General features: G+C 57.5%; 15 protein-coding genes and 1 pseudogene. 12 read left to right on the forward strand and 4 right to left on the reverse strand.

The annotated features are described in order from the left end of the window. Window positions 1-204 (reverse strand): IS200/IS605 family transposase (tnpA, locus tag IV91_RS0104280; RefSeq protein ID WP_031596300.1); only part of this gene is annotated, 204 nt, incomplete at its 3' end. 432 nt (window positions 205-636) lie between these two features. Between tnpA and gnd the strand changes: the two genes are divergently transcribed. From gnd to pgl, 3 genes are read left to right on the forward strand one after another with little or no spacing between them, the layout of a single operon-like run. Then, entirely contained in the window at window positions 637-1,551 is a 915-nt protein-coding gene (gene gnd, locus IV91_RS0104285) for a phosphogluconate dehydrogenase (NAD(+)-dependent, decarboxylating) (RefSeq protein ID WP_031596302.1), read from the forward strand. Between the two features lie 13 nt (window positions 1,552-1,564). Further along, entirely contained in the window at window positions 1,565-3,055 is a 1,491-nt protein-coding gene (zwf, locus tag IV91_RS0104290; protein ID WP_031596303.1) for a glucose-6-phosphate dehydrogenase, read from the forward strand. 13 nt (window positions 3,056-3,068) lie between these two features. Next, window positions 3,069-3,767 carry a 6-phosphogluconolactonase gene (gene pgl, locus IV91_RS0104295; protein WP_051862056.1) on the forward strand — a complete coding sequence of 233 codons (699 nt, stop codon included), beginning with the start codon at window positions 3,069-3,071 and terminating at the stop codon, window positions 3,765-3,767. Window positions 3,768-3,777: 10 nt separating this feature from the next. On the opposite strand, the gene dnaE is transcribed toward pgl, so the two are convergent. From dnaE to metG, 3 genes and pseudogenes are all read right to left on the reverse strand, one after another. Beyond that, window positions 3,778-7,239 carry a DNA polymerase III subunit alpha gene (gene dnaE, locus IV91_RS0104300; RefSeq protein WP_084189915.1) on the reverse strand — a complete coding sequence of 1,154 codons (3,462 nt, stop codon included), beginning with the start codon at window positions 7,237-7,239 and terminating at the stop codon, window positions 3,778-3,780. Then, window positions 7,236-7,691, reverse strand: coding sequence for a tRNA adenosine(34) deaminase TadA (gene tadA / locus IV91_RS0104305; protein WP_031596308.1), 456 nt, complete (start codon window positions 7,689-7,691; stop codon window positions 7,236-7,238). The genes dnaE and tadA overlap by 4 nt, the downstream gene beginning before the upstream one ends. A 17-nt stretch (window positions 7,692-7,708) precedes the next feature. Then, a pseudogene (gene metG / locus IV91_RS0104310) lies at window positions 7,709-9,346 on the reverse strand (methionine--tRNA ligase); the annotation flags it as partial. A gap of 157 nt (window positions 9,347-9,503) precedes the next feature. On the opposite strand from metG, the gene apbC reads away from it, so the two are divergent. The 9 genes from apbC to IV91_RS0104355 all read left to right on the forward strand — a co-directional run. Beyond that, window positions 9,504-10,586: an iron-sulfur cluster carrier protein ApbC gene (apbC, locus tag IV91_RS0104315; protein WP_031596312.1), complete on the forward strand. Its 1,083-nt coding sequence runs from the start codon at window positions 9,504-9,506 to the stop codon at window positions 10,584-10,586. A 61-nt stretch (window positions 10,587-10,647) separates the two neighbouring features. Continuing rightward, window positions 10,648-11,214, forward strand: coding sequence for a dCTP deaminase (dcd, locus tag IV91_RS0104320; protein WP_031596313.1), 567 nt, complete (start codon window positions 10,648-10,650; stop codon window positions 11,212-11,214). Window positions 11,215-11,470: 256 nt separating this feature from the next. Beyond that, on the forward strand, window positions 11,471-11,785 hold the full coding sequence (locus IV91_RS0104325; protein WP_031596314.1) for a flagellar transcriptional regulator FlhD: 315 nt from the start codon (window positions 11,471-11,473) through the stop codon (window positions 11,783-11,785). Beyond that, entirely contained in the window at window positions 11,769-12,320 is a 552-nt protein-coding gene (locus IV91_RS0104330; RefSeq protein WP_031596315.1) for a FlhC family transcriptional regulator, read from the forward strand. Before IV91_RS0104325 ends, IV91_RS0104330 begins: the two co-directional genes overlap by 17 nt. Continuing rightward, window positions 12,317-13,249, forward strand: a complete 933-nt coding sequence (locus IV91_RS18355; protein WP_031596316.1) for a hypothetical protein — start codon at window positions 12,317-12,319, stop codon at window positions 13,247-13,249. The genes IV91_RS0104330 and IV91_RS18355 overlap by 4 nt, the downstream gene beginning before the upstream one ends. Then, window positions 13,236-14,861 (forward strand): type IV secretion system DNA-binding domain-containing protein, encoded by a 1,626-nt coding sequence (locus IV91_RS0104340; protein WP_031596317.1) that lies wholly within the window; start codon window positions 13,236-13,238, stop codon window positions 14,859-14,861. The genes IV91_RS18355 and IV91_RS0104340 overlap by 14 nt, the downstream gene beginning before the upstream one ends. Before the next feature lie 6 nt (window positions 14,862-14,867). Beyond that, window positions 14,868-15,230, forward strand: coding sequence for a hypothetical protein (locus tag IV91_RS0104345; RefSeq protein ID WP_031596318.1), 363 nt, complete (start codon window positions 14,868-14,870; stop codon window positions 15,228-15,230). A 90-nt stretch (window positions 15,231-15,320) separates the two neighbouring features. Continuing rightward, entirely contained in the window at window positions 15,321-17,465 is a 2,145-nt protein-coding gene (locus IV91_RS0104350) for a putative bifunctional diguanylate cyclase/phosphodiesterase (RefSeq protein WP_051862060.1), read from the forward strand. Window positions 17,466-17,532: 67 nt separating this feature from the next. Continuing rightward, window positions 17,533-18,083, forward strand: a 551-nt coding sequence (locus IV91_RS0104355) for a tetratricopeptide repeat protein (RefSeq protein ID WP_051862062.1), incomplete at its 3' end; no start/stop codon positions are given.

Here is an 18,083-nt window from a genome sequence, read left to right on the forward strand (position 1 = left end):
TAAATGTACATGATCCGGCATAACCTCAAGTTCCAATATTTCACATTTATACTCAGTAGCAACGTCTTGTATAATTTCTTTCAGACGAACGTCAACGCCCTTCACTAAAACCGAACGCCGATACTTAGGACACCAAATAACCTGGTACTTACAGGAGTAAACTACGTTCAGGTTGCTCTTGTATTTTATGGTGTAATCGCTCATGTACTAATTATACAGATGCTAGATATATAATGCAAGATAAATCTAAGTCAAAACCAACTTCCCGCTTTCCTCCCCATGGCTAAAGCGAGGGGATTCTCGCGGAGATGGGTTGAAGTTCAAAGTGCAACATCCGATGATGTCCGGATATTGCACTCTGTCACACCGAATGATACTTCATGCAGTGAATGGTCACCCGGTATGTTGTTGGGTCTGTGGTTGTCAGTCTGCGTGTTTTTGCACCGGGCTTCATCTATGGCGGTAAATTTCACACATCTATGGTGTAAGACGCTGCCGGGCAGGTCAGCACGATAGGCTGAGACGGGACCTGGGATGCGAATTGACACAATTTGCTTCGATAACTGGACTAGAATGGCCCACGGGTCAGTCCTGTCGAGCGGGGCAGCGGAGACCATTGTCAAGGGAGAAACCGGCATGAAAATTGGAATGATAGGGTTGGGCAAGATGGGCGGGAATATGGCGACCCGATTGGCGCGCGCCGGAGTGACCGTGGTGGGCCATGATCATTCGCCCGAAGTGGTCAGTTCCTGGGTGGCTTCCGCAGGCATCGTGGGGGCCTCCTCAGTGGATGCCCTGATTGCTGCGCTTCCTGCACCCCGGGTGATTTGGCTGATGTTGCCCAGCGGACCCATCACCGAAGAACAACTGGTGGGACTGAGCCAGCGCCTTGCGCCGGGGGATGTGGTGGTGGATGGGGGCAATTCCAATTATCACGACAGCGAGCGGCGTGCAGCCCTGTTGGCGGAAAAGGGGATCGGTTTCATGGATGCCGGTACTTCCGGCGGCGTGTGGGGGCTGGAAAACGGCTATTGCCTGATGGTGGGGGCGACCCCGGAAGTCGCTCGGCAGGTGCGTCCTTTCCTCGAGATTCTGGCCCCTCATCCCGAGCGGGGTTGGGCCCATGTGGGACCGGTGGGCGCAGGACATTATGTCAAAATGGTTCACAACGGCATCGAGTACGGCATGATGCAGTCCCTGGCGGAAGGATTGGCCCTGTTGCAGGGGAAAACGGCCTTTGATCTCGATTTAGCCAAGATCACCGATCTTTGGGGGGAAGGGTCGGTGGTGCGGAGCTGGTTGCTCGAACTGACGGCGGATGCCCTGCGCAAGGGCGTGGACTGGAATCAGATGGCGGCGGTGGTGGCGGATTCCGGGGAGGGGCGCTGGACCGCCATTGAGGCCATCGAACAGGGGATACCCGCACCGGTGCTCAGTCTGGCCCTGCATCTGCGCTTTCAGAGTCAGGACCGGGATGCATTGACCTTCAAACTGCTTTCGGTGATGCGTCACGCCTTTGGTGGGCATGCCATTCAAGCCAGCGGTCAGTGAACAGGAGATGCCCATGAAGGAACTCGAACCGACCACACTGGTGATTTTTGGGGCTGCAGGAAATCTGGCGCGGCACAAGTTGATTCCGGCTCTGTTTCAGTTGGAACGTCTGGGGCGTTTGCCGGCGTCGCTGACGTTTCTGGGACTGAGTCTCGAAGAGGAAAATCAGGACTCCTGGCGCGTCAAGATTCAGCAACTGTTTCCTCAGGAACGGGATGCATTGATTGAAGGGTTTCTGGCCCGCTGGCATTATCAACGCATCGACCCCAGTGATCCCGCATCCTATCGGGCACTTCAGGTGACGTTGAAGGACGGGGGCGTATTTCCCACCAATCATGTGTTCTACATGGCCGTGCGTCCGGCGGATTATCCGGGCATCATCGACCAGTTGGGCACCCAGGGTTTGCTGCAGGAAAAGAATGGCTGGCGCCGGGTGGTGATCGAGAAACCCTTCGGCTATGACCTGCTGAGCGCCGAGACCCTGCAAGCCGGCTTATATCGGCACTTGCAGGAACATCAGATCTATCGCATCGATCATTATCTGGGCAAGGGAACGGTTCAGAACGTTCTGGTGTTCCGGTTTGCCAATGTTCTGCTCGAACCCCTGTGGAACCATCATCACATCGATCATGTGCAGATTACCCACTCGGAGACCCTGGGCATCGAGGGACGCGCTGATTACTATGAAGGTGCGGGGGCTTTGCGCGACATGATCCAGAGCCACCTGTTGCAGGTGCTGACCCTGGTGGCCATGGAACCGCCTGTTTCCCTGGAGGCAGAGCATCTGCGGGACGAAAAGGTCAAGGTGTTGCAGTCGATTCGCGCCATCCCCCCCAATGCGGTGCATGCCCAGGCCTTTCGCGCCCAATATGTCGGGGGGGCGGTTCATGGCGAAACCGTTCCGGGGTATCGCGAAGAATCCGGGGTAGCCCCCGACAGTACCACCGAAACCTATGCGGCCTTGAAACTGTATATCGATAACTGGCGCTGGGCGGGCGTGCCGTTTTACCTGCGCACCGGAAAACGGATGGCCGAGAACAGTTCGGCGGTTTACATCCGGTTCAAGACACCGCCCCAGGATTTGTTGCGGGGCATACGGTCAGGACCGGCACAGCCCAACTGGATCATGATGGGCATTCAACCGGATGAATGTTTGCGCGTGGAGATGCAGGTCCGCATGCCGGGACTCGAGTTGCAGACCCGTACCTTGAGTCTGGATGCCACCTACCGGCAAGGTGATGAAACCGATTACAGCGCCTATGAAGAATTGTTGCTGGATGTGATCAAGGGCGACCATTCCCTGTTTTTGCGGATCGATGAGGTGGAATCGGCCTGGAAAATCGTGGATCCGGTGCTCAAGGTATGGGCCACGGAACGGGAATTCATCCAGACCTACCCGGCGGGAACCTGGGGACCCCGGGGCACCTACCGTCTGTTTTCCCACGAAGATCAATTCTGGCGTCACGGTCTCGATCCGTCGGGAGCCGATCTGCACCCCTTCTGAGGTCGTACTCCTCATGCAAACCTTTCTCTGGAAAGACCATGGTCGGGTGTACCTGTACCCGGATTCGGAGTCCCTTGCATTGGGCGCCACGGAGCATCTGGTGCAGATCCTCCGGAGGGGCCTGGCGCAGGCTCCCCGCTTTCATTGGGTGCTGGCGGGTGGCAAAACCCCGGCGGCCTGTTATCGTCAGATGGCCAGGGAAGTTCTGGATTGGCAGCGTCTGGACTTGTCTTTGGGCGATGAACGATGCCTTCCCGTGGACCATCCGGAACGTAACGATACCTTGATTCGAAATACCCTGCTTCAGGCCGAAGGACCCCGTTCGGCCCGCTTCGAGCCCATGCGGGCGGAATGGGGGGCCGAGGTCGGTAGTGCCCATCATGCCCAGGTGCTGGAGACGTTGGGGGGCATTGATCTGGTATTGCTGGGGATGGGTGAAGACGGTCATACGGCGAGTCTGTTTCCGGGGCATGCCAGCCTGTTGTCCCAAGCGCCGGTGGTGCCCGAGTATTCCGCGCCCAAACCTCCTCCCGAACGCATTTCCCTGGGCTTGACCCTGTTGCAGCAAGCCCGTCGACGGGTTTTTCTGGTGACGGGGGGGAGTAAACGCGCCATCCTGCAGGCTCTGGATCAGGGGCAACGTTTCCCGGTGGGGCAGGTGGGCGCAGGAGACTGGTTCGTCGATCAGGACGCTTGGTTCGAGACGCAGTAAAAACAGTGCATCATTCGTTGGTCGGGCGATTTCCATAATCGAGGGTCAAGGCGGTCTCGCCAAAGCGTGCACGGAACAGATCCCATAAGGCTTCATCCAGTTGAAAGTCAGGCAGACGGAGGGAAGCCTCCACCTCGGGACGGCAGTAGCGCAGCACAAAAGCACAGGAACCGGGCTGGAAGGAAGGCTTCAGTTCTTTCAGGAGAGCAAGGGTTTTTGCGCTTTGGCTGTGGGAAACTTCCAGGGTAACCTGGCGCGCAAAGCGAGTCTGGGCCTGGGGTAGGGACAGGACCTGTTCGGCGGTGAGTCGCACCCCCTGGGTGAAGTTGTCCAGGGTTGCCTTACCCTCCACCACCAGCAGTCGATCTTCCTTGAGCAGGGGCCGTACCTGATCAAATAATTCACTGAATACGGTGATTTCCACACGGGCCGAACCATCATCCAGGGTAACCATTCCCATGCGTCCGCGCCGGGTTTGCTGGACCCTGCTCTGTACCACCACTCCGGCCACCCGAATCAACTCGGCACGGGGGGCCAACTGATCCAGAGGGGTCAATCCCCAGTGCTGGAGTTGGGGACGGTAGTGCGTAAAGGGGTGACCGCTGAAGTAATAGCCCAGCACGGATTTTTCCTGGGTCAGTTGCTCGTTGGGTGACCACTCGGGATGGGGGGGCAGGGGAGGGTCCTTCGAGGCCGATTCTGCCAGCGCATCAAACAGACCTTCTTGCAGGGCATGACGCTGGGCCTGTTCCCCATGATTGAGAGCAGATTCCACAGCATTGAGGGCGGCGGCGCGGTTGGGGTGCAGGGTATCGAAGGCTCCCGCCTTGATCAAGGCTTCGATGACCCGACGATTGACGCTGCGTTTGTCCGTCCGCCGGCAGAAATCAAACAAACTTCGATAGGGTTCAGGGGGGGAGCCACTGCGTTGCCTGAGGATTTCAAGAGCCGCCCCTTCCCCCGTACCCTTGACCGAGCCGAGGCCATACCGGATGGTTTTTTCCCCGGCGGGACGAAAACGGTAATCCGACGTATTGATGTCCGGGGGCAGAATGACCAATCCATTTTGCTGAGCATCGGCCACGAAGAGCGCGACCTTGTCGGTGTCGTCCAGATCTCCGGACAGGGTGGCGGCCATGAATTCGGCAGGGTAATGGGTCTTGAGCCAAGCGGTCTGATAGGAAATCAGGGCATAGGCGGCCGAATGGGATTTGTTGAACCCATATTCGGCAAACTTTTCCATCAGATCGAAGAGTTGGGTGGCCAACTTGACACCGACTCCACGGGTGGTGGCTCCTTCGATGAAACGACTGCGCTGCCGACCCATTTCCACCGCATCCTTTTTTCCCATGGCGCGACGTAACAGATCGGCGGCCCCCAGGGTATAGCCTGCCAGGATCTGGGCGATCTGCATCACCTGCTCCTGATAGACGATGACTCCGTAGGTGGGGCGTAAAACCGGTTCCAGGGATTGGTGGAAATATTCGGCGACGGCCTTGCCCTGTTTGCGCAGAATGAAGTCATCCACCATGCCGGACTGGAGCGGCCCCGGACGATTCAAGGCCATCAGGGCGATGATGTCCTCAAAGTTGTCGGGTTTGAGCCGTTTTTCCATATCCTTGGCTGTGCGCGATTCTTGCTGGAAGACGGCGGTGGTGTTGCCACTGCCGAAGAGCGCATAGGTTTTGGAATCGTCCAGGGGAATCTGTTCTACCGTGAAGTGCCGTTCCTCGGGGGTGCGCGCCCGTTCCTGGATATGGCGCACCGCCCAATCGAGAATGGTGAGGGTGCGCAACCCCAAAAAGTCGAACTTGACCAGGCCAACCTTTTCCACATCGTCCTTGTCGTATTGACTGACTACGGCTTCCGAACCTTCGGGCTGGTAGAGCGGGGTGAAGTCAGTCAATTTGCCGGGGGCAATCAGCACGCCTCCCGCGTGCATGCCGACATTGCGCGTGAGACCTTCCAAGGATTCGGCCAGGGTCAGCAATTCGGCGACCTCTTCTTCCTGGGCAGCGCGCTGGTTGATCTGGGGTTCCTGTTCCCGGGCCTTGGCCAGGGTCATGCCAATTTCGAAGGGGATCAGCTTGGCCAGTTGGTCCACAAAATTATAGGGTAGATCCAGTACCCGTCCGACATCCCGAATCACGGCCTTGGCCGCCATGGTACCGAAGGTGGCGATTTGGGCTACAGAATCCCGTCCGTAGCGTTCCCTGACATAGTCGATGACCCGGTCCCGTCCGTCCTGACAGAAATCGATATCAAAGTCAGGCATGGATACCCGTTCCGGGTTGAGGAAGCGCTCGAAGAGCAGGTCATACCGCAAGGGATCGATATCGGTGATCCCCAGGCTGAAAGCGACCAGTGATCCTGCCCCCGATCCCCGTCCAGGGCCCACCGGCACGCCATGATGTTTGGACCAGTTGATAAAGTCTGCCACGATCAGGAAATAGCCGGGAAATCCCATCTGAACGATGGTCTGGCACTCGAAATCCAGACGTTCCCGATAGGTGGCGGTTTCTTTTTGGCGCAGGGTTTCATCGGGATACAGTTGTGCCAGGCGGCGTTCCAGGCCCTCGTGGGCCTGCTGGCGCAGAAAATCGTCGAGGGTGATGCCGTCGGGGGTGGGGAAATCGGGAAGACGGGGCTTCCCCAGCGTCAATTCCAGAGAACAGCGGCGTGCAATTTCCACCGAGTTGGCAAGGGCTGCAGGAATGTCACGAAACAGTTCGGCCATTTCGTCCGGGGACTTGAAATACTGCTCCGGGGTAAAAAGACGCGGGCGTTTTGGATCTGCCAGCAGGCGACCTTCCGCGATACACACGCGGGCTTCATGGGCCTTGAAATCCTCTCGTGCGGGAAACTGGATGGGGTGGGTGGCGACCACGGGAATATCCAGTTCAGCAGCCAGTTGGACCGTGGGTTCGCAGAGTCGGTCGCGCATCGGGTCGCCGATCCGCTGAAGTTCCAGATAGTAGTCATCCCCCCACCGGGTTTTCCAGGCCAGGGCCCGTTCCCGGGCCAGGTCCCACTGCCCCGCACTCAGGGCTTGACCCACATCTCCCTGGTCCGCCCCGGAGAGGACCAGAAGTCCTTCTTTTTCCTGGGCCAGCAGGGCAAGGGGCACATAAGCAATGCCCTGTGCCTGATGTTCGCGCCAGGCTGCCGACAGCAGGCGACAGAGCGTGTGGTAGCCGGGGAGCGTGCGTGCCAGCAAGACGATCCGGAAAGGATGGGGGTGGTCTTCGTCCGAAGCGATCCAGACTTCCGCGCCGGCAATGGGTTTGAGGCCGGCCTTGCGGGCCTGCAGGTAGAAACGAACCCAGCCGAACAGATTGTTGAGATCGGTCAGGGCCAGGGCCCCCATATTCAGGGAGCGCGCCAGTTCCACGGCTTCGTCGATGCGCACCAGGCCGTCAGAAATGGAGAATTCGCTGTGCAGGCGCAGATGGATGAAAGGAGGCGCGCTCACGATCGGCGCGCTCGAAAGAAGCTGCGGAGCAATTCAGCCGAGGCTTCGGTGCAGACCCCGCCGAGGATCTGGGTATGGTGGTTGAGGCGAGGGTCGGAAAAGAGGTCCACCACGCTGCCACAGGCTCCGGTCTTGGGGTCGGCCGCCCCATACACCACCCGTTTGAGACGGGCATGTTGAATGACGCCGGCGCACATGCAACAGGGTTCGAGGGTGACGTACAGGGTGCATTCCGGCAGACGATAATTGTTCAGGGTGCGGGCAGCCATGCGGATGGCTTGCATTTCCGCATGGGCACTGGGGTCGCAGGCGCTCAGGGGGGAATTATGTCCGTACCCGAGAATTCTGCCCTCCTGGACCAGAAGGGCACCCACGGGCACCTCCCCCGCCTGGGCGGCCTGTTGGGCCAGGTTCAGTGCTTCGCCCATGAAGGCTTCATCCTCGTCCTTCATTACTTGGGCAGCGGTGGGTTTGCCCCCACCAGTTCGCCTACTTTGGCGGGATCAGCGCGGGTAATCAGGTGCGTATAGGGCCGGATGCGGTGCCCCCCCACCAGGGTATGGGTCACATCGGCCCAGGAGAGAGGCGGAATGTCCAGAAAACGCTCGACGTCTTCTGCAATGCGCGGAAGGATGGGTCTGAGGTACAGGGTGAGCAGGCGAAACAACTCCAGCACTGTACTGCACACCTGCTGGAGAGCTAAGGTCTGCGCCGGGTCGCGCGCCAACTCCCAGGGCTTGTGCTGGTCAACGAACTGATTGGCGAGGTCGGCCAGTTGCATGATGTCGCGCAACACCCGACTGGTGTCCCGTGCTTCGTAAGACCGGGCAATGGCCGTGGCCTGGTTCTGGAACTGGGTGATGAGGGCTGTTTGTGCAGGGGGCAGGGAAACAGCCAGGTAACCGTCGAAATGTTTGGTGATGAAACCGGCGCTGCGACTGGCTAGATTGATGTATTTGCCCACCAGATCACTGTTCACCCGGGCCGTGAAATCCTCGAGGTTGAGGTCGATGTCTTCCATGCTGCCATTCAACTTGGCGGCCAGATAATAGCGCAGGTAATTGGGGTCCAGGCGTTCCAGATAGTGCCGGGCGGTGATGAAGGAACCTCGGCTTTTGGACATTTTTTGGCCATTGACGGTGAGAAAACCATGCACGAAAAGGCGGGTGGGTGGACGCAGTCCGCACTGGTGCAGTACGGCAGGCCAGAACAGGGCATGAAAGTAAAGAATGTCCTTGCCGATGAAATGGTAGAGTTCCCAGGGACTGTCAGCCCGCCAGGCCTCCTCAAAATTCAGCCCCTGCATTTCCGCCAATTTTTTGAAGGTGCCGATGTAGCCGATGGGGGCATCCAGCCACACATAAAAGAATTTCCCTGGGGCGTCCGGGATTTCAAAGCCGAAGTAGGGGGCGTCCCGCGAAATGTCCCAATCTGTGAGTCCGCTTTTGAACCATTCATCCAGTTTGTTGGCGGCTTCTTCGGGAATGGTCCCCGAGCGGGTCCAGGCGCGCAGAAAGTCCTCACACGCCGCCAGTCGCAAAAAATGGTGTTCGGACAGACGCCGTTCGGGGATGGCGCCGGACAGGGCAGAACGGGGTTCGATCAGGTCGGTGGGGGCATAGGAGGCACCACAGACCTCGCAGTTATCGCCATATTGGTCGGGGGCCTTGCAGCGCGGACAGGTGCCCTTGATGAAGCGATCCGGCAGGAACATGGCTTCCACGGGATCATAGAATTGCTCGATGGAACGGACGGTGATCAGACCTTTCTGCTTGAGGCGCAGGTATAACTCTGTGGCATAGTGCCGGGTTTCGGGAGAGTGGGTACTGTAATAGAGGTCCTGCTCGATGTGGAACCCCTGAAAGTCTGCCAGATGCTCGGCATGGGCGAGGTCAACCATGGCTTCCGGGGTCAATCCCCGTGCTTTGGCGGCCAGCATGACCGGTGTTCCATGGGTGTCATCCGCACAAAAGTAGTGAACGGTATGTCCCTGCATCCGCTGAAAACGGACCCAGATATCCGTCTGGACATGTTCCACCAGATGGCCGAGGTGGATGCTGCCATTGGCATAGGGAAGTGCGCTGGTGACGAGAAGGGTGCGAGACATGAGTAATCCTGAGAAATTGACCCGGTTGCAAAAGCTGCCCAAACGGGGCCGATAATGATTGGCAATCCGACATTGTATCAATCCGGTGCGGGATTTTCGAGACTCATACTATAATGATTCGTTAAACCGTCCTCTCATCATTGATTCAGGAGAAATTATGCCCAATCTCGCCGCAGAAGCACGTCTTCAGGGTTTTATCGACCCTAATACAGGTAAGCCCTTGGGGCCCAAGGCTTTGCAGGCATTGAGTCAGGACCAGGGCCACCTGAGTGTGACGGTAGCTTTAGGCTATCCCGTGGCGACTCTTGGGGAAGCCGTGATTCAGGGGTTACGCAAGGAACTCGGCAGCCTTGAAGGGGTGACGGCGGTGACGGTCACCCTGGTCAGCCGGATCAAGGCCCATGCGGTGCAGGCGGGGCTTGCGCCGATCAAGGGGATTCGCAACGTGATCGCCGTGGCCTCCGGCAAGGGCGGAGTAGGCAAGTCCACCACTGCCGTCAATCTGGCCTTGGCCCTGCAGGCCGAGGGTGCCCGCGTGGGCATGCTGGATGCGGATATTTATGGCCCGTCCCAGCCCACCATGTTGGGCATTCATGGGAATCCGGAAACCCATGAAGATGGGGAATCCATGAAGCCCCTCATGGGGCATGGGTTACAGACCATGTCGGTGGGCTTCCTGATTGACCCTGATCAGCCCATGGTATGGCGGGGTCCCATGGTGACCCAGGCGCTGGAACAACTGTTGCGCGACACCCATTGGGATGATCTGGATTATCTGATCGTCGATATGCCGCCGGGAACGGGGGATGTCCAGTTGACCCTGGCCCAGAAAGTTCCCGTCACTGGCGCAGTGATCGTGACCACTCCCCAGGACATCGCACTCCTCGATGCGCGCAAGGGGTTCAAGATGTTCGAAAAGGTGGGGGTTCCCATTCTGGGGGTGGTGGAAAACATGAGTACCCATGTCTGTTCGAACTGTGGTCACGAGGAATCCATCTTTGGCAAGGGAGGGGCTGAGCGTATGTGTGCCGACTTTGGTACGGAACTGATCGGTGCATTGCCCCTCGATATCCGCATCCGGGAACAGACCGATTCGGGAAAACCCACGGTGATTGCCGATCCCCATGGCTCTCTGGCCCAGACCTATCGTAAAATAGCGCAACGCGTGGCCCTCAAAGTGGCGCAGCGGAGTGAGAACCCCAGTGTCAAGTTTCCCAGGATCGTGGTGCAGAATACTTGAGCAGAGGGACCCGGAAAGGGAGGGCTCTTTCCGGGGCGGAGTGGTGGTTGAGGAGATCGGGATGAGTATCAAAGCGGATCGCTGGATTCGGCGTATGGCTGAAGAGCATGGCATGATCGACCCCTTCGAGCCGGGACAGGTCAAAGAGGTGAATGGGCAACGGATCGTCTCCTATGGGACCTCCAGTTACGGCTATGATATTCGCTGTTCGGACGAATTCAAGCTGTTTACCAATATCAACTCCACCATCGTCGACCCGAAAAATTTTGATTCCAACTCCTTTGTGGATGTCAAGGCGCCGGTTTGCATCATTCCGCCCAATTCCTTTGCCCTGGCCCGAACGGTGGAGTATTTTCGCATTCCACGCACGGTGTTGACGATCTGTTTGGGAAAGTCTACCTATGCCCGGTGTGGCATCATCGTCAATGTCACCCCCTTCGAACCCGAGTGGGAAGGGTACGTCACTCTGGAATTTTCGAATACCACTCCGCTCCCTGCCAAGATTTACGCCAATGAAGGCGTTGCCCAGGTCATCTTTTTTGAATCGGATGAGACCTGTGACGTGTCCTACCGTGACCGGGGCGGAAAGTACCAGGGACAGCACGGCGTCACCCTTCCCAAAATTTGAAGGGCCGGGCAACGCCGAAGATTTTCAGGCTGACCTTGTGTACAGGGACGCATCCCCTGGGGGAAAAGGATTCTTTTTTCTTTACGGGGTACGATTGTCACACCTGTAAATTTACAGGGAACTGATTTTTGCCGACCGGTTCATGGGCAATGAATTCGGAATCCCATTCGCCCCTTGGGGCAGCAGGCTTTCTTTCCTTATAGTCAGGATTCCCGGTACGGGAAATTTTGACGATAAACGAAAGGAGGTCATGGTAATGAGCAGGTTTGCCAAATCTTTTGCGGAAATCAATCTGGGCATGTTGTATCTGGCGCGCGAAGTATTGCAGCGCGACCGGTTACAGGGCCTCCTCAATCTTGGGTTGCTCCCACCGGTGGCGGATTTGGTGTTGGAGATGTCGGCCGCCGAAATCCATCATCTGGCCCAGTCACCCATACTTTTGGTGGGGCTACGCTGGCGTTCGATGCGGGTCTGGGAATGTTTGGGCCAATACGCCATGGGGACGGATGCGGCTTTGCCCCGTGCTCTGTTGCTGGGCGAAGGGGAGCGCGATCATGGCTACCAAACGTGATTTGCAGCAGGAGATCCGGCGCTACCGACAGGCCGAACGGTTGCTGGAACTGGGGGCACGGGTGCCCGTGGTTGCGGACCTGACCCATTTGTCCAGTTGGTTCCTGCGGAAGCTGTCTCTTGAAATTAATGGGGAATCTCCGCGTAAGGGGCAGGTTCCCAATTCGGACCAATGGTACCTGAGGCGCAAGCATCTCCTCCAGTCTTCGCTGTTTTGCCAAATTTATTCCAGAGTAAAGAATTTGGTGGGGGAGGAGGAAGATGCCTGTACATCGCTTATGGAAGGGTATAGCCAGTGGCGCGATGTGATTCTTTCCTGCGGCTTGTCCCCCTGCCTGACTCTGGATCGTGCCTGGTGGCTGGTCAAGTCCCTGGAAATGCGTCACTTGCAACAATGTCGGTGTCAGGGGTGCCAAGGTCTCTATGTGCAACCCTGGAGTCGATTGCGCCAGGGATACCGCTGTGATCCCTGTCGACAGCGCCGACAGAGATCCTCTGGTAATGCGCCTCTGCGTTTGCAGGGGGGCAAGCCATGACTCTTTGGACCGTTCACCCGGCAATCCGCTGCCGCCCTCTGTTGCATTCGACCCTGCACCAGATGGCCGCCCGTTTTGCCGGAGAAGTTCAACTCTTCGAACGGGTACTGCTTCCTTCCGTGGAACGCATGAGCGAGTGGGTTCTGAACTTGCCCTGTCCGGACACCTTTCATCCAGGGGAGTCGCCCCCATTGCCGGGTATTTTGGCTTCCACTCTCGAGGAATCGCTTCATGCGCCCTTCTGGACGGGAACTTCGGGGCAGGAATGCTGCCTGCGGACCCTCGAGGTGCTGATTCGAAAACTGCATGGGGCCATCGTGTTCTGGCAGGTGACCCCTGTGGGTCAGGTGGAAAGGGAACGTCGGTGGGGCGGTTTCTCGGCCGGACTGGCGCGTTGGTGTGCCCATCAGGGAAATCACCAGGTCTGGCTTGAACCACGGGGAAGTGAGACGCTGTCCTGGCAGGGCGAGGATCATCTGGCAGGGCGCATTCTGGCAGGAGAAACCTGGCTCTGGCTGGAGCAGCAAAGTAAGGAGGCGTTGTATCCCGTGGAACGCAGTGAGGTCGGGACCTCCGCGGAAGAACGGGGAATGGAATGGCAGGTGGCAGACAGGTTGTTGACTCAAGGTCTTTGGGATCCACGCCAGAAACCGGGTCGAATTTGGCAGGATGCCGGCCTGTGGTATCTGCTTTGGCCCAGGGTTGGAGAAGATCTTCGTCGGGGATTGGGCGCAGAAGGAGGCACGTTGCCCTCCGAATCTCGGGAGATGTGTCTGTACTGGCAGACGCGGGGCGTACTGGGCCACTCCCCGGCGGAAGGAATCGAGCGTTGGCATCCCTTGCTGCAGCGCAGGGTCTCTGCGGTATGTCCCAGCCCACTCTGGCAGAGGTGGATCTCGGAATGGTTTCAGACCCATGCATCACCTTGAAATGGGGGCGGGGGTTAGCTATTTCCTGCGTTTCTGGGGACGCTGGGGATTGGCTGCCTTGAGTCTCCGGTGGATTGGTCAATGGAGTGGTTTGGACGGCCCCTGGTTTGTGCATCTGAGTACCCACCTTCTGATGTTGGCCAGTGGTGCCGATATGTGGCGACACCGTCTCCTGTTTCGATCAGGACGTTTTGCCGCCGGGGAAATCAGTATCCACTCCCTGTTCCGGCGAATCCGAAACCATCGGACGGCGCTTTGGCTTGGGTGGGGAGGTCCCTGGGATGCCATCCGCTTGCAACGGCACTGGGATGCCAGTATGGGAGAACCCCATCAGTTGTCACCGGTGCGGGAAGATCGTCCCGTCTGGCTCGATAACCAGGGGCGTGGACATATGATCGTGCTGGGGGCGCCAGGGACTGGGAAAACCCAGGCATTTTTGTTGATGGCCCTACAGGCTTTGGCCCGTGGGGACACCGTGCTCGTATTGGATCCCAAGGGAGGGGAGACCTTCCCTCGTTGCTTGCAAAGTGCAGCGCTTCAACGGCATCGTGTGTATCTGGAAATCGATGCCCACCATCCCCATCAGGGTGGCTGCCTCGATGTTCTGGCGGCTGGACGAGATCCCTCGGAACTGGCCAGTCGCCTGTGCCAACTCTTGCCCCTCGCGGAACGCGCAACGGTGTTTGGCCAGTTTGCCTGGATGACCCTGTTTCGGATCATTGCCGCCCTGCGTGGATTGGATGAATCCCTGACCTTTTCAAGCCTGCGTTTTCATGTGGGGGACCAGGGCCGGCAACTGGTTCGGACATGCTGGCAGCGGTGGGGACGGGAGCATACGCTGAGCGTGGGTATGGACCACCTGGCCCGACATGATGCCGTGCATTACTCGAAGATGATCGTGTCGCTATTGCCCCTTCTGGAAATCCTCGCCACCGGCGTCCTGGGCACGTTGTTGGGAAGTGATTCCGGGAGGAAACGTTTCACCCTGAAGGAACTCATCGAGCAACGTGCAGTGGTGTACGTATCCTTGGGGGCCTTGTCTAATGCGCGGGTGGCTCAGATGTTGGGAACGCTGGTATTGGGGGAACTGGCGGCCCTGGCGGGGGATCGCTACCGTGCTTCCACGGTGCAACGGTCTGCGGTGCGAATCTTTGTGGATGAAGCAGCGGAACTGTCGGGAGAAACGTTTGTGCAATTACTCAATAAAGGACGTGAGTGCGATATGCAGGTGACGTTGGCAGTTCAAACCCTGACCGATCTCGAGGTGGCCATGGGGGGAATGGCTCCAGCCCGCATGATGGTGGGAAATGCGGCCCACCTGTTGGTATTTCGTACCCTGGATGCGGAATCTTGTCGAACGCTGAATGATCGGGCCGGCCGGGTCCAGATCCAGAAACGTCAGGCAGGGACGACGGCCCCTGCTCCCCGGTATTGGTGGCAGGGTCAACCTCGCGCGGGTGCCATGCTGCAACGGCAGTGGCAGGAGGTTCCCCTGATTCCCGAAGGCTGGTTGACCCGTCTGGAAGATTTGCATTATCTGGGGTTCTTTTCCGGACAAGGGGTGATCTGGGGTTGCCTGCCGCGCCTCCGGGTTCCTGGAAAGGTCAAGTGAGAGAGTATGTGGCACCCCTTGGCAGTGGAAATGATACGGGCCCAGCAACTCTGGGGCGGACAGTGGATTCTCCAGTGGGCACCCAGGATCATTGGGCGTCTGGGGGATACGCAGGGAGGCGTGGCAGCATTCCGCGCTTTGGCTCTGCTGCATTGGAGTGGGGGATTATATCCCTTGACCTTGATGTGGCAGGTGGGCAGTCCCTCCCGTGCGCGGGATGAATGGAACCGCTGGGAGCGTGCCTGGCGTTGGCGACGTAGAACGGTATGGGGGTTGCTGGGGTTGGTGGGGCTGCTTTTTTGGCCAACGATTCTCTCTCCCGCCGTAATTCCCGTGATGGTGATGGGATTCTTCCTGTCATTCCATTAAAAGGGAATTTCCATCGGTTTGTTGTTAAATGGGATACTTTTGCGGTACTCTTGCAAGGCCTCGGTCTCACCGCACATTCGGAGAGTCGCTGTGTCCGCAGAAAGATTTCAATCCATCGCCCGTCAGACCCTCCTTCGCTTTGTTCTCTGCGCAGGCGCACTGGCTTTGTTGGTGTTTTTGGTGAGCGATGGTTTGACCTACACGGAAGGAAGTGTCTTTTTTTCTTGGGAAAGTCTGGGTTATTTGCTCAGTACCTTCGTTCTGGTGGGCGGAATTCTGGCTTTTTCCATCGGCAAATGGATGCTGGAAGGCGCTCGGCGCGTGCAGGCCCTGCAAAGAGCCGTGGTCCATTTCAGTGATCAGCATCGCGTTTCTCTGGAATTTGTACGTGCGCTCGTGGAAGCACGGGCTGCGCGTCGGGATGAAATTACCGTGGTGGCGGATATTCTGGAAAGAATGGCCGACAACATGGAGCGTCATGAAAACTTGCGCATGCGGGAAGAGGCGAAACAACATTTGTGGTCTCGAGTCTTTGCCAGCAGTCTGGATGCCATTGCGATCTCGGCGCGCGATCGCCGGTTATTAACCGTGAATGAAGCTTTTAAGCGAATTACCGGTTACAGTGAAGAGGAAGTGTTGGGCAATGAAATGCTGTCGAGTACGGTAAGCGTTCCCAATGAAACGCCCCTGACGCAAATATGGGCGGCAGTGGAGATGAACAGTTATTGGTGCGGGGAATTGCTGGATATGCGCAAGGATGGCACTCTGTACCCCCGTTGGCTCAGTCTCAGCGTGGTGCGCGACGCCAGTCAGCAAGTGACGAATTACATTGCCGTTTTCAAGGACATTACCGAACAGAAGGAAAGTGAGGCCCGTTTTATTTATCAGGCCAACCATGACCGCCTGACGGGTTTACCCAATCGGCACCTGTTGCAGGATCGTCTGTCCCGGGCCATTCGTCTGGCCGAACGCAATCAGAATCAGTTGGCGGTGCTTTTTCTCGATCTCGACAATTTCAAGTGGGTCAATGATTCATTGGGCCATGCCACAGGAGACCAGTTACTGATTTCTGTTTCCCGGCGGCTCCAGGCAGGGGTGCGAGCCTCTGATACGGTAGCCCGTCTGGGAGGGGATGAATTCGTGGTATTGCTTCAACAGCCTGCCGGGCACCAGGAATTGGCCATCATTGCAGAAAAGTTGATCGAGATCATCGAACAGCCTATCGTCCTGGGGGGGTATGATTTTCATACCACCTCCTCCATTGGCATCAGCATTTACCCGGAGGATGGTATAGATGCGGATATTCTGCTCAAGCATGCAGATACGGCCATGTATGTCGCAAAGGCGAGTGGGAAATCGGGTTTTCGTTTCTTCGATCCGGAAATGAATCGCCGGGCCGTGGCCCGGGTGGAAGTGGAACGAGACCTGCGTCGTGCCATTCAGGAGCAGGAATTCGAATTATATTTCCAGCCAAAATTTTGCCTGTCCACGGAAAGGTTATGTGGACTGGAGGCCTTGATTCGCTGGCAACATCCACGCCGCGGACTCGTCCAACCCGACGATTTCATTTCTGTGGCGGAAGAAACCGCCTTGATCATTCCGCTTGGAGAGTGGGTCATTCGGGCAGTCTGTCGTCAGGTGGTGAGTTGGAGAGATCAAAACTTGTCTTACGGTCATCGAGTGGCCATCAATTTATCCCTCCTGCAAGTGGAGTCTGACGCCTTTGTGGATACCGTGGAAAGGATACTGGAGGAAACGGGCGCCCCACCTCGGCTGATCGAGTTTGAATTGACCGAGAGCATGGTGTTGCGCAATCCGGGACGCTCGGCCAAAGTGCTTCAGCGTTTGCGCAAATTGGGGATTCATCTGGCCCTCGATGATTTTGGGACAGGGTATTCCAGTTTGTCCCATTTGCGCCAGTTACCCCTGGATACGATCAAGATCGACCGAAGTTTCATCCAGAATATTCCGAACAGCGGGGAAGACAATCAAATCGTGCGCATGATCGTGGCATTGGGAAAATCGGCCCAGATGATCGTCGTTGCCGAGGGAGTGGAAACCAAGTTGCAAAAAGATTGTCTGCGTGCTCTGGGATGTGACTTTTTGCAGGGATTTCTTTTTTCCCGGCCCGTTCCCCGGCAGGAGTTGGAACCTCTGCTTCTGCGCGATAATGAGAAAAACGCATGCCCCCCTTGTGTTGGCTGTCAACAGACCCTATCTGAGCAGGTGGAATGAGAGGGCACAGGGGTGCTCCGCCGAGGTCACCTTCGGGCAACACTGAAACGATCAGGAGAACGCATTCATGAAGTTACATTTTCGTCATATTTTAGTTACCTTTGCCTTGTTGCAAGGGACCTTGGCCTGGGCTGAGCCCAGTTTGGAACAGGTCTATGAAGCAACGCGCAGTGGCCGACTGGAAGAGGCGCAGCAAATGATGCAGGAAGTATTGCGCGCTCACCCCAACAGCGCCAAGGCTCATTTCACCGAAGCCGAAGTTCTGGCGCGTTCCGGTAATCTGGCAGGTGGGCGAGATGAACTGGCTTTGGCCCAGAAACTTCAACCTGGATTGCCCTTTGCCAAGCCAAGTGCCGTGGCCGAATTGAAAAATGAGTTGGATCGCAGCACGGGAAGTGCCACCGTTCCTGCCGGTGGAACGGGCCATACCCCTTGGGGAACCTTGTTGGTGGTGGGGGGGATAGCCCTGCTGTTGGTGATTTGGCTGGTGCGCCGACAAACGGCGCAAGGCCCGGCAGGCATGGGAATGATGCCGCGCCCGGGGGGAGGGTACTACAACAACGGAATGGGCGGTGGGGTTCCTCCTTCCATGGGGCCCACAGGTGGTATGGGGGGGGG

Origin of the sequence: Ferrovum myxofaciens (assembly GCF_000735045.1) — a bacterium.
GTDB lineage: Bacteria > Pseudomonadota > Gammaproteobacteria > Burkholderiales > Ferrovaceae > Ferrovum > Ferrovum myxofaciens.

Bases quoted from the DNA above. Each gene is read 5' to 3' on its own strand.
- IV91_RS0104340 (WP_031596317.1), top strand. From the start codon at position 13,236: ATGCATCACCTTGAAATGGGGGCGGGGGTTAGCTATTTCCTGCGTTTC.
- IV91_RS0104345 (WP_031596318.1), top strand. From the start codon at position 14,868: ATGTGGCACCCCTTGGCAGTGGAAATGATACGGGCCCAGCAACTCTGG.
- pgl (WP_051862056.1), top strand. From the start codon at position 3,069: ATGCAAACCTTTCTCTGGAAAGACCATGGTCGGGTGTACCTGTACCCG.
- gnd (WP_031596302.1), top strand. From the start codon at position 637: ATGAAAATTGGAATGATAGGGTTGGGCAAGATGGGCGGGAATATGGCG.
- zwf (WP_031596303.1), top strand. From the start codon at position 1,565: ATGAAGGAACTCGAACCGACCACACTGGTGATTTTTGGGGCTGCAGGA.
- IV91_RS0104330 (WP_031596315.1), top strand. From the start codon at position 11,769: ATGGCTACCAAACGTGATTTGCAGCAGGAGATCCGGCGCTACCGACAG.
- apbC (WP_031596312.1), top strand. From the start codon at position 9,504: ATGCCCAATCTCGCCGCAGAAGCACGTCTTCAGGGTTTTATCGACCCT.
- IV91_RS18355 (WP_031596316.1), top strand. From the start codon at position 12,317: ATGACTCTTTGGACCGTTCACCCGGCAATCCGCTGCCGCCCTCTGTTG.
- tadA (WP_031596308.1), bottom strand. From the start codon at position 7,691: ATGAAGGACGAGGATGAAGCCTTCATGGGCGAAGCACTGAACCTGGCC.
- dcd (WP_031596313.1), top strand. From the start codon at position 10,648: ATGAGTATCAAAGCGGATCGCTGGATTCGGCGTATGGCTGAAGAGCAT.
- IV91_RS0104325 (WP_031596314.1), top strand. From the start codon at position 11,471: ATGAGCAGGTTTGCCAAATCTTTTGCGGAAATCAATCTGGGCATGTTG.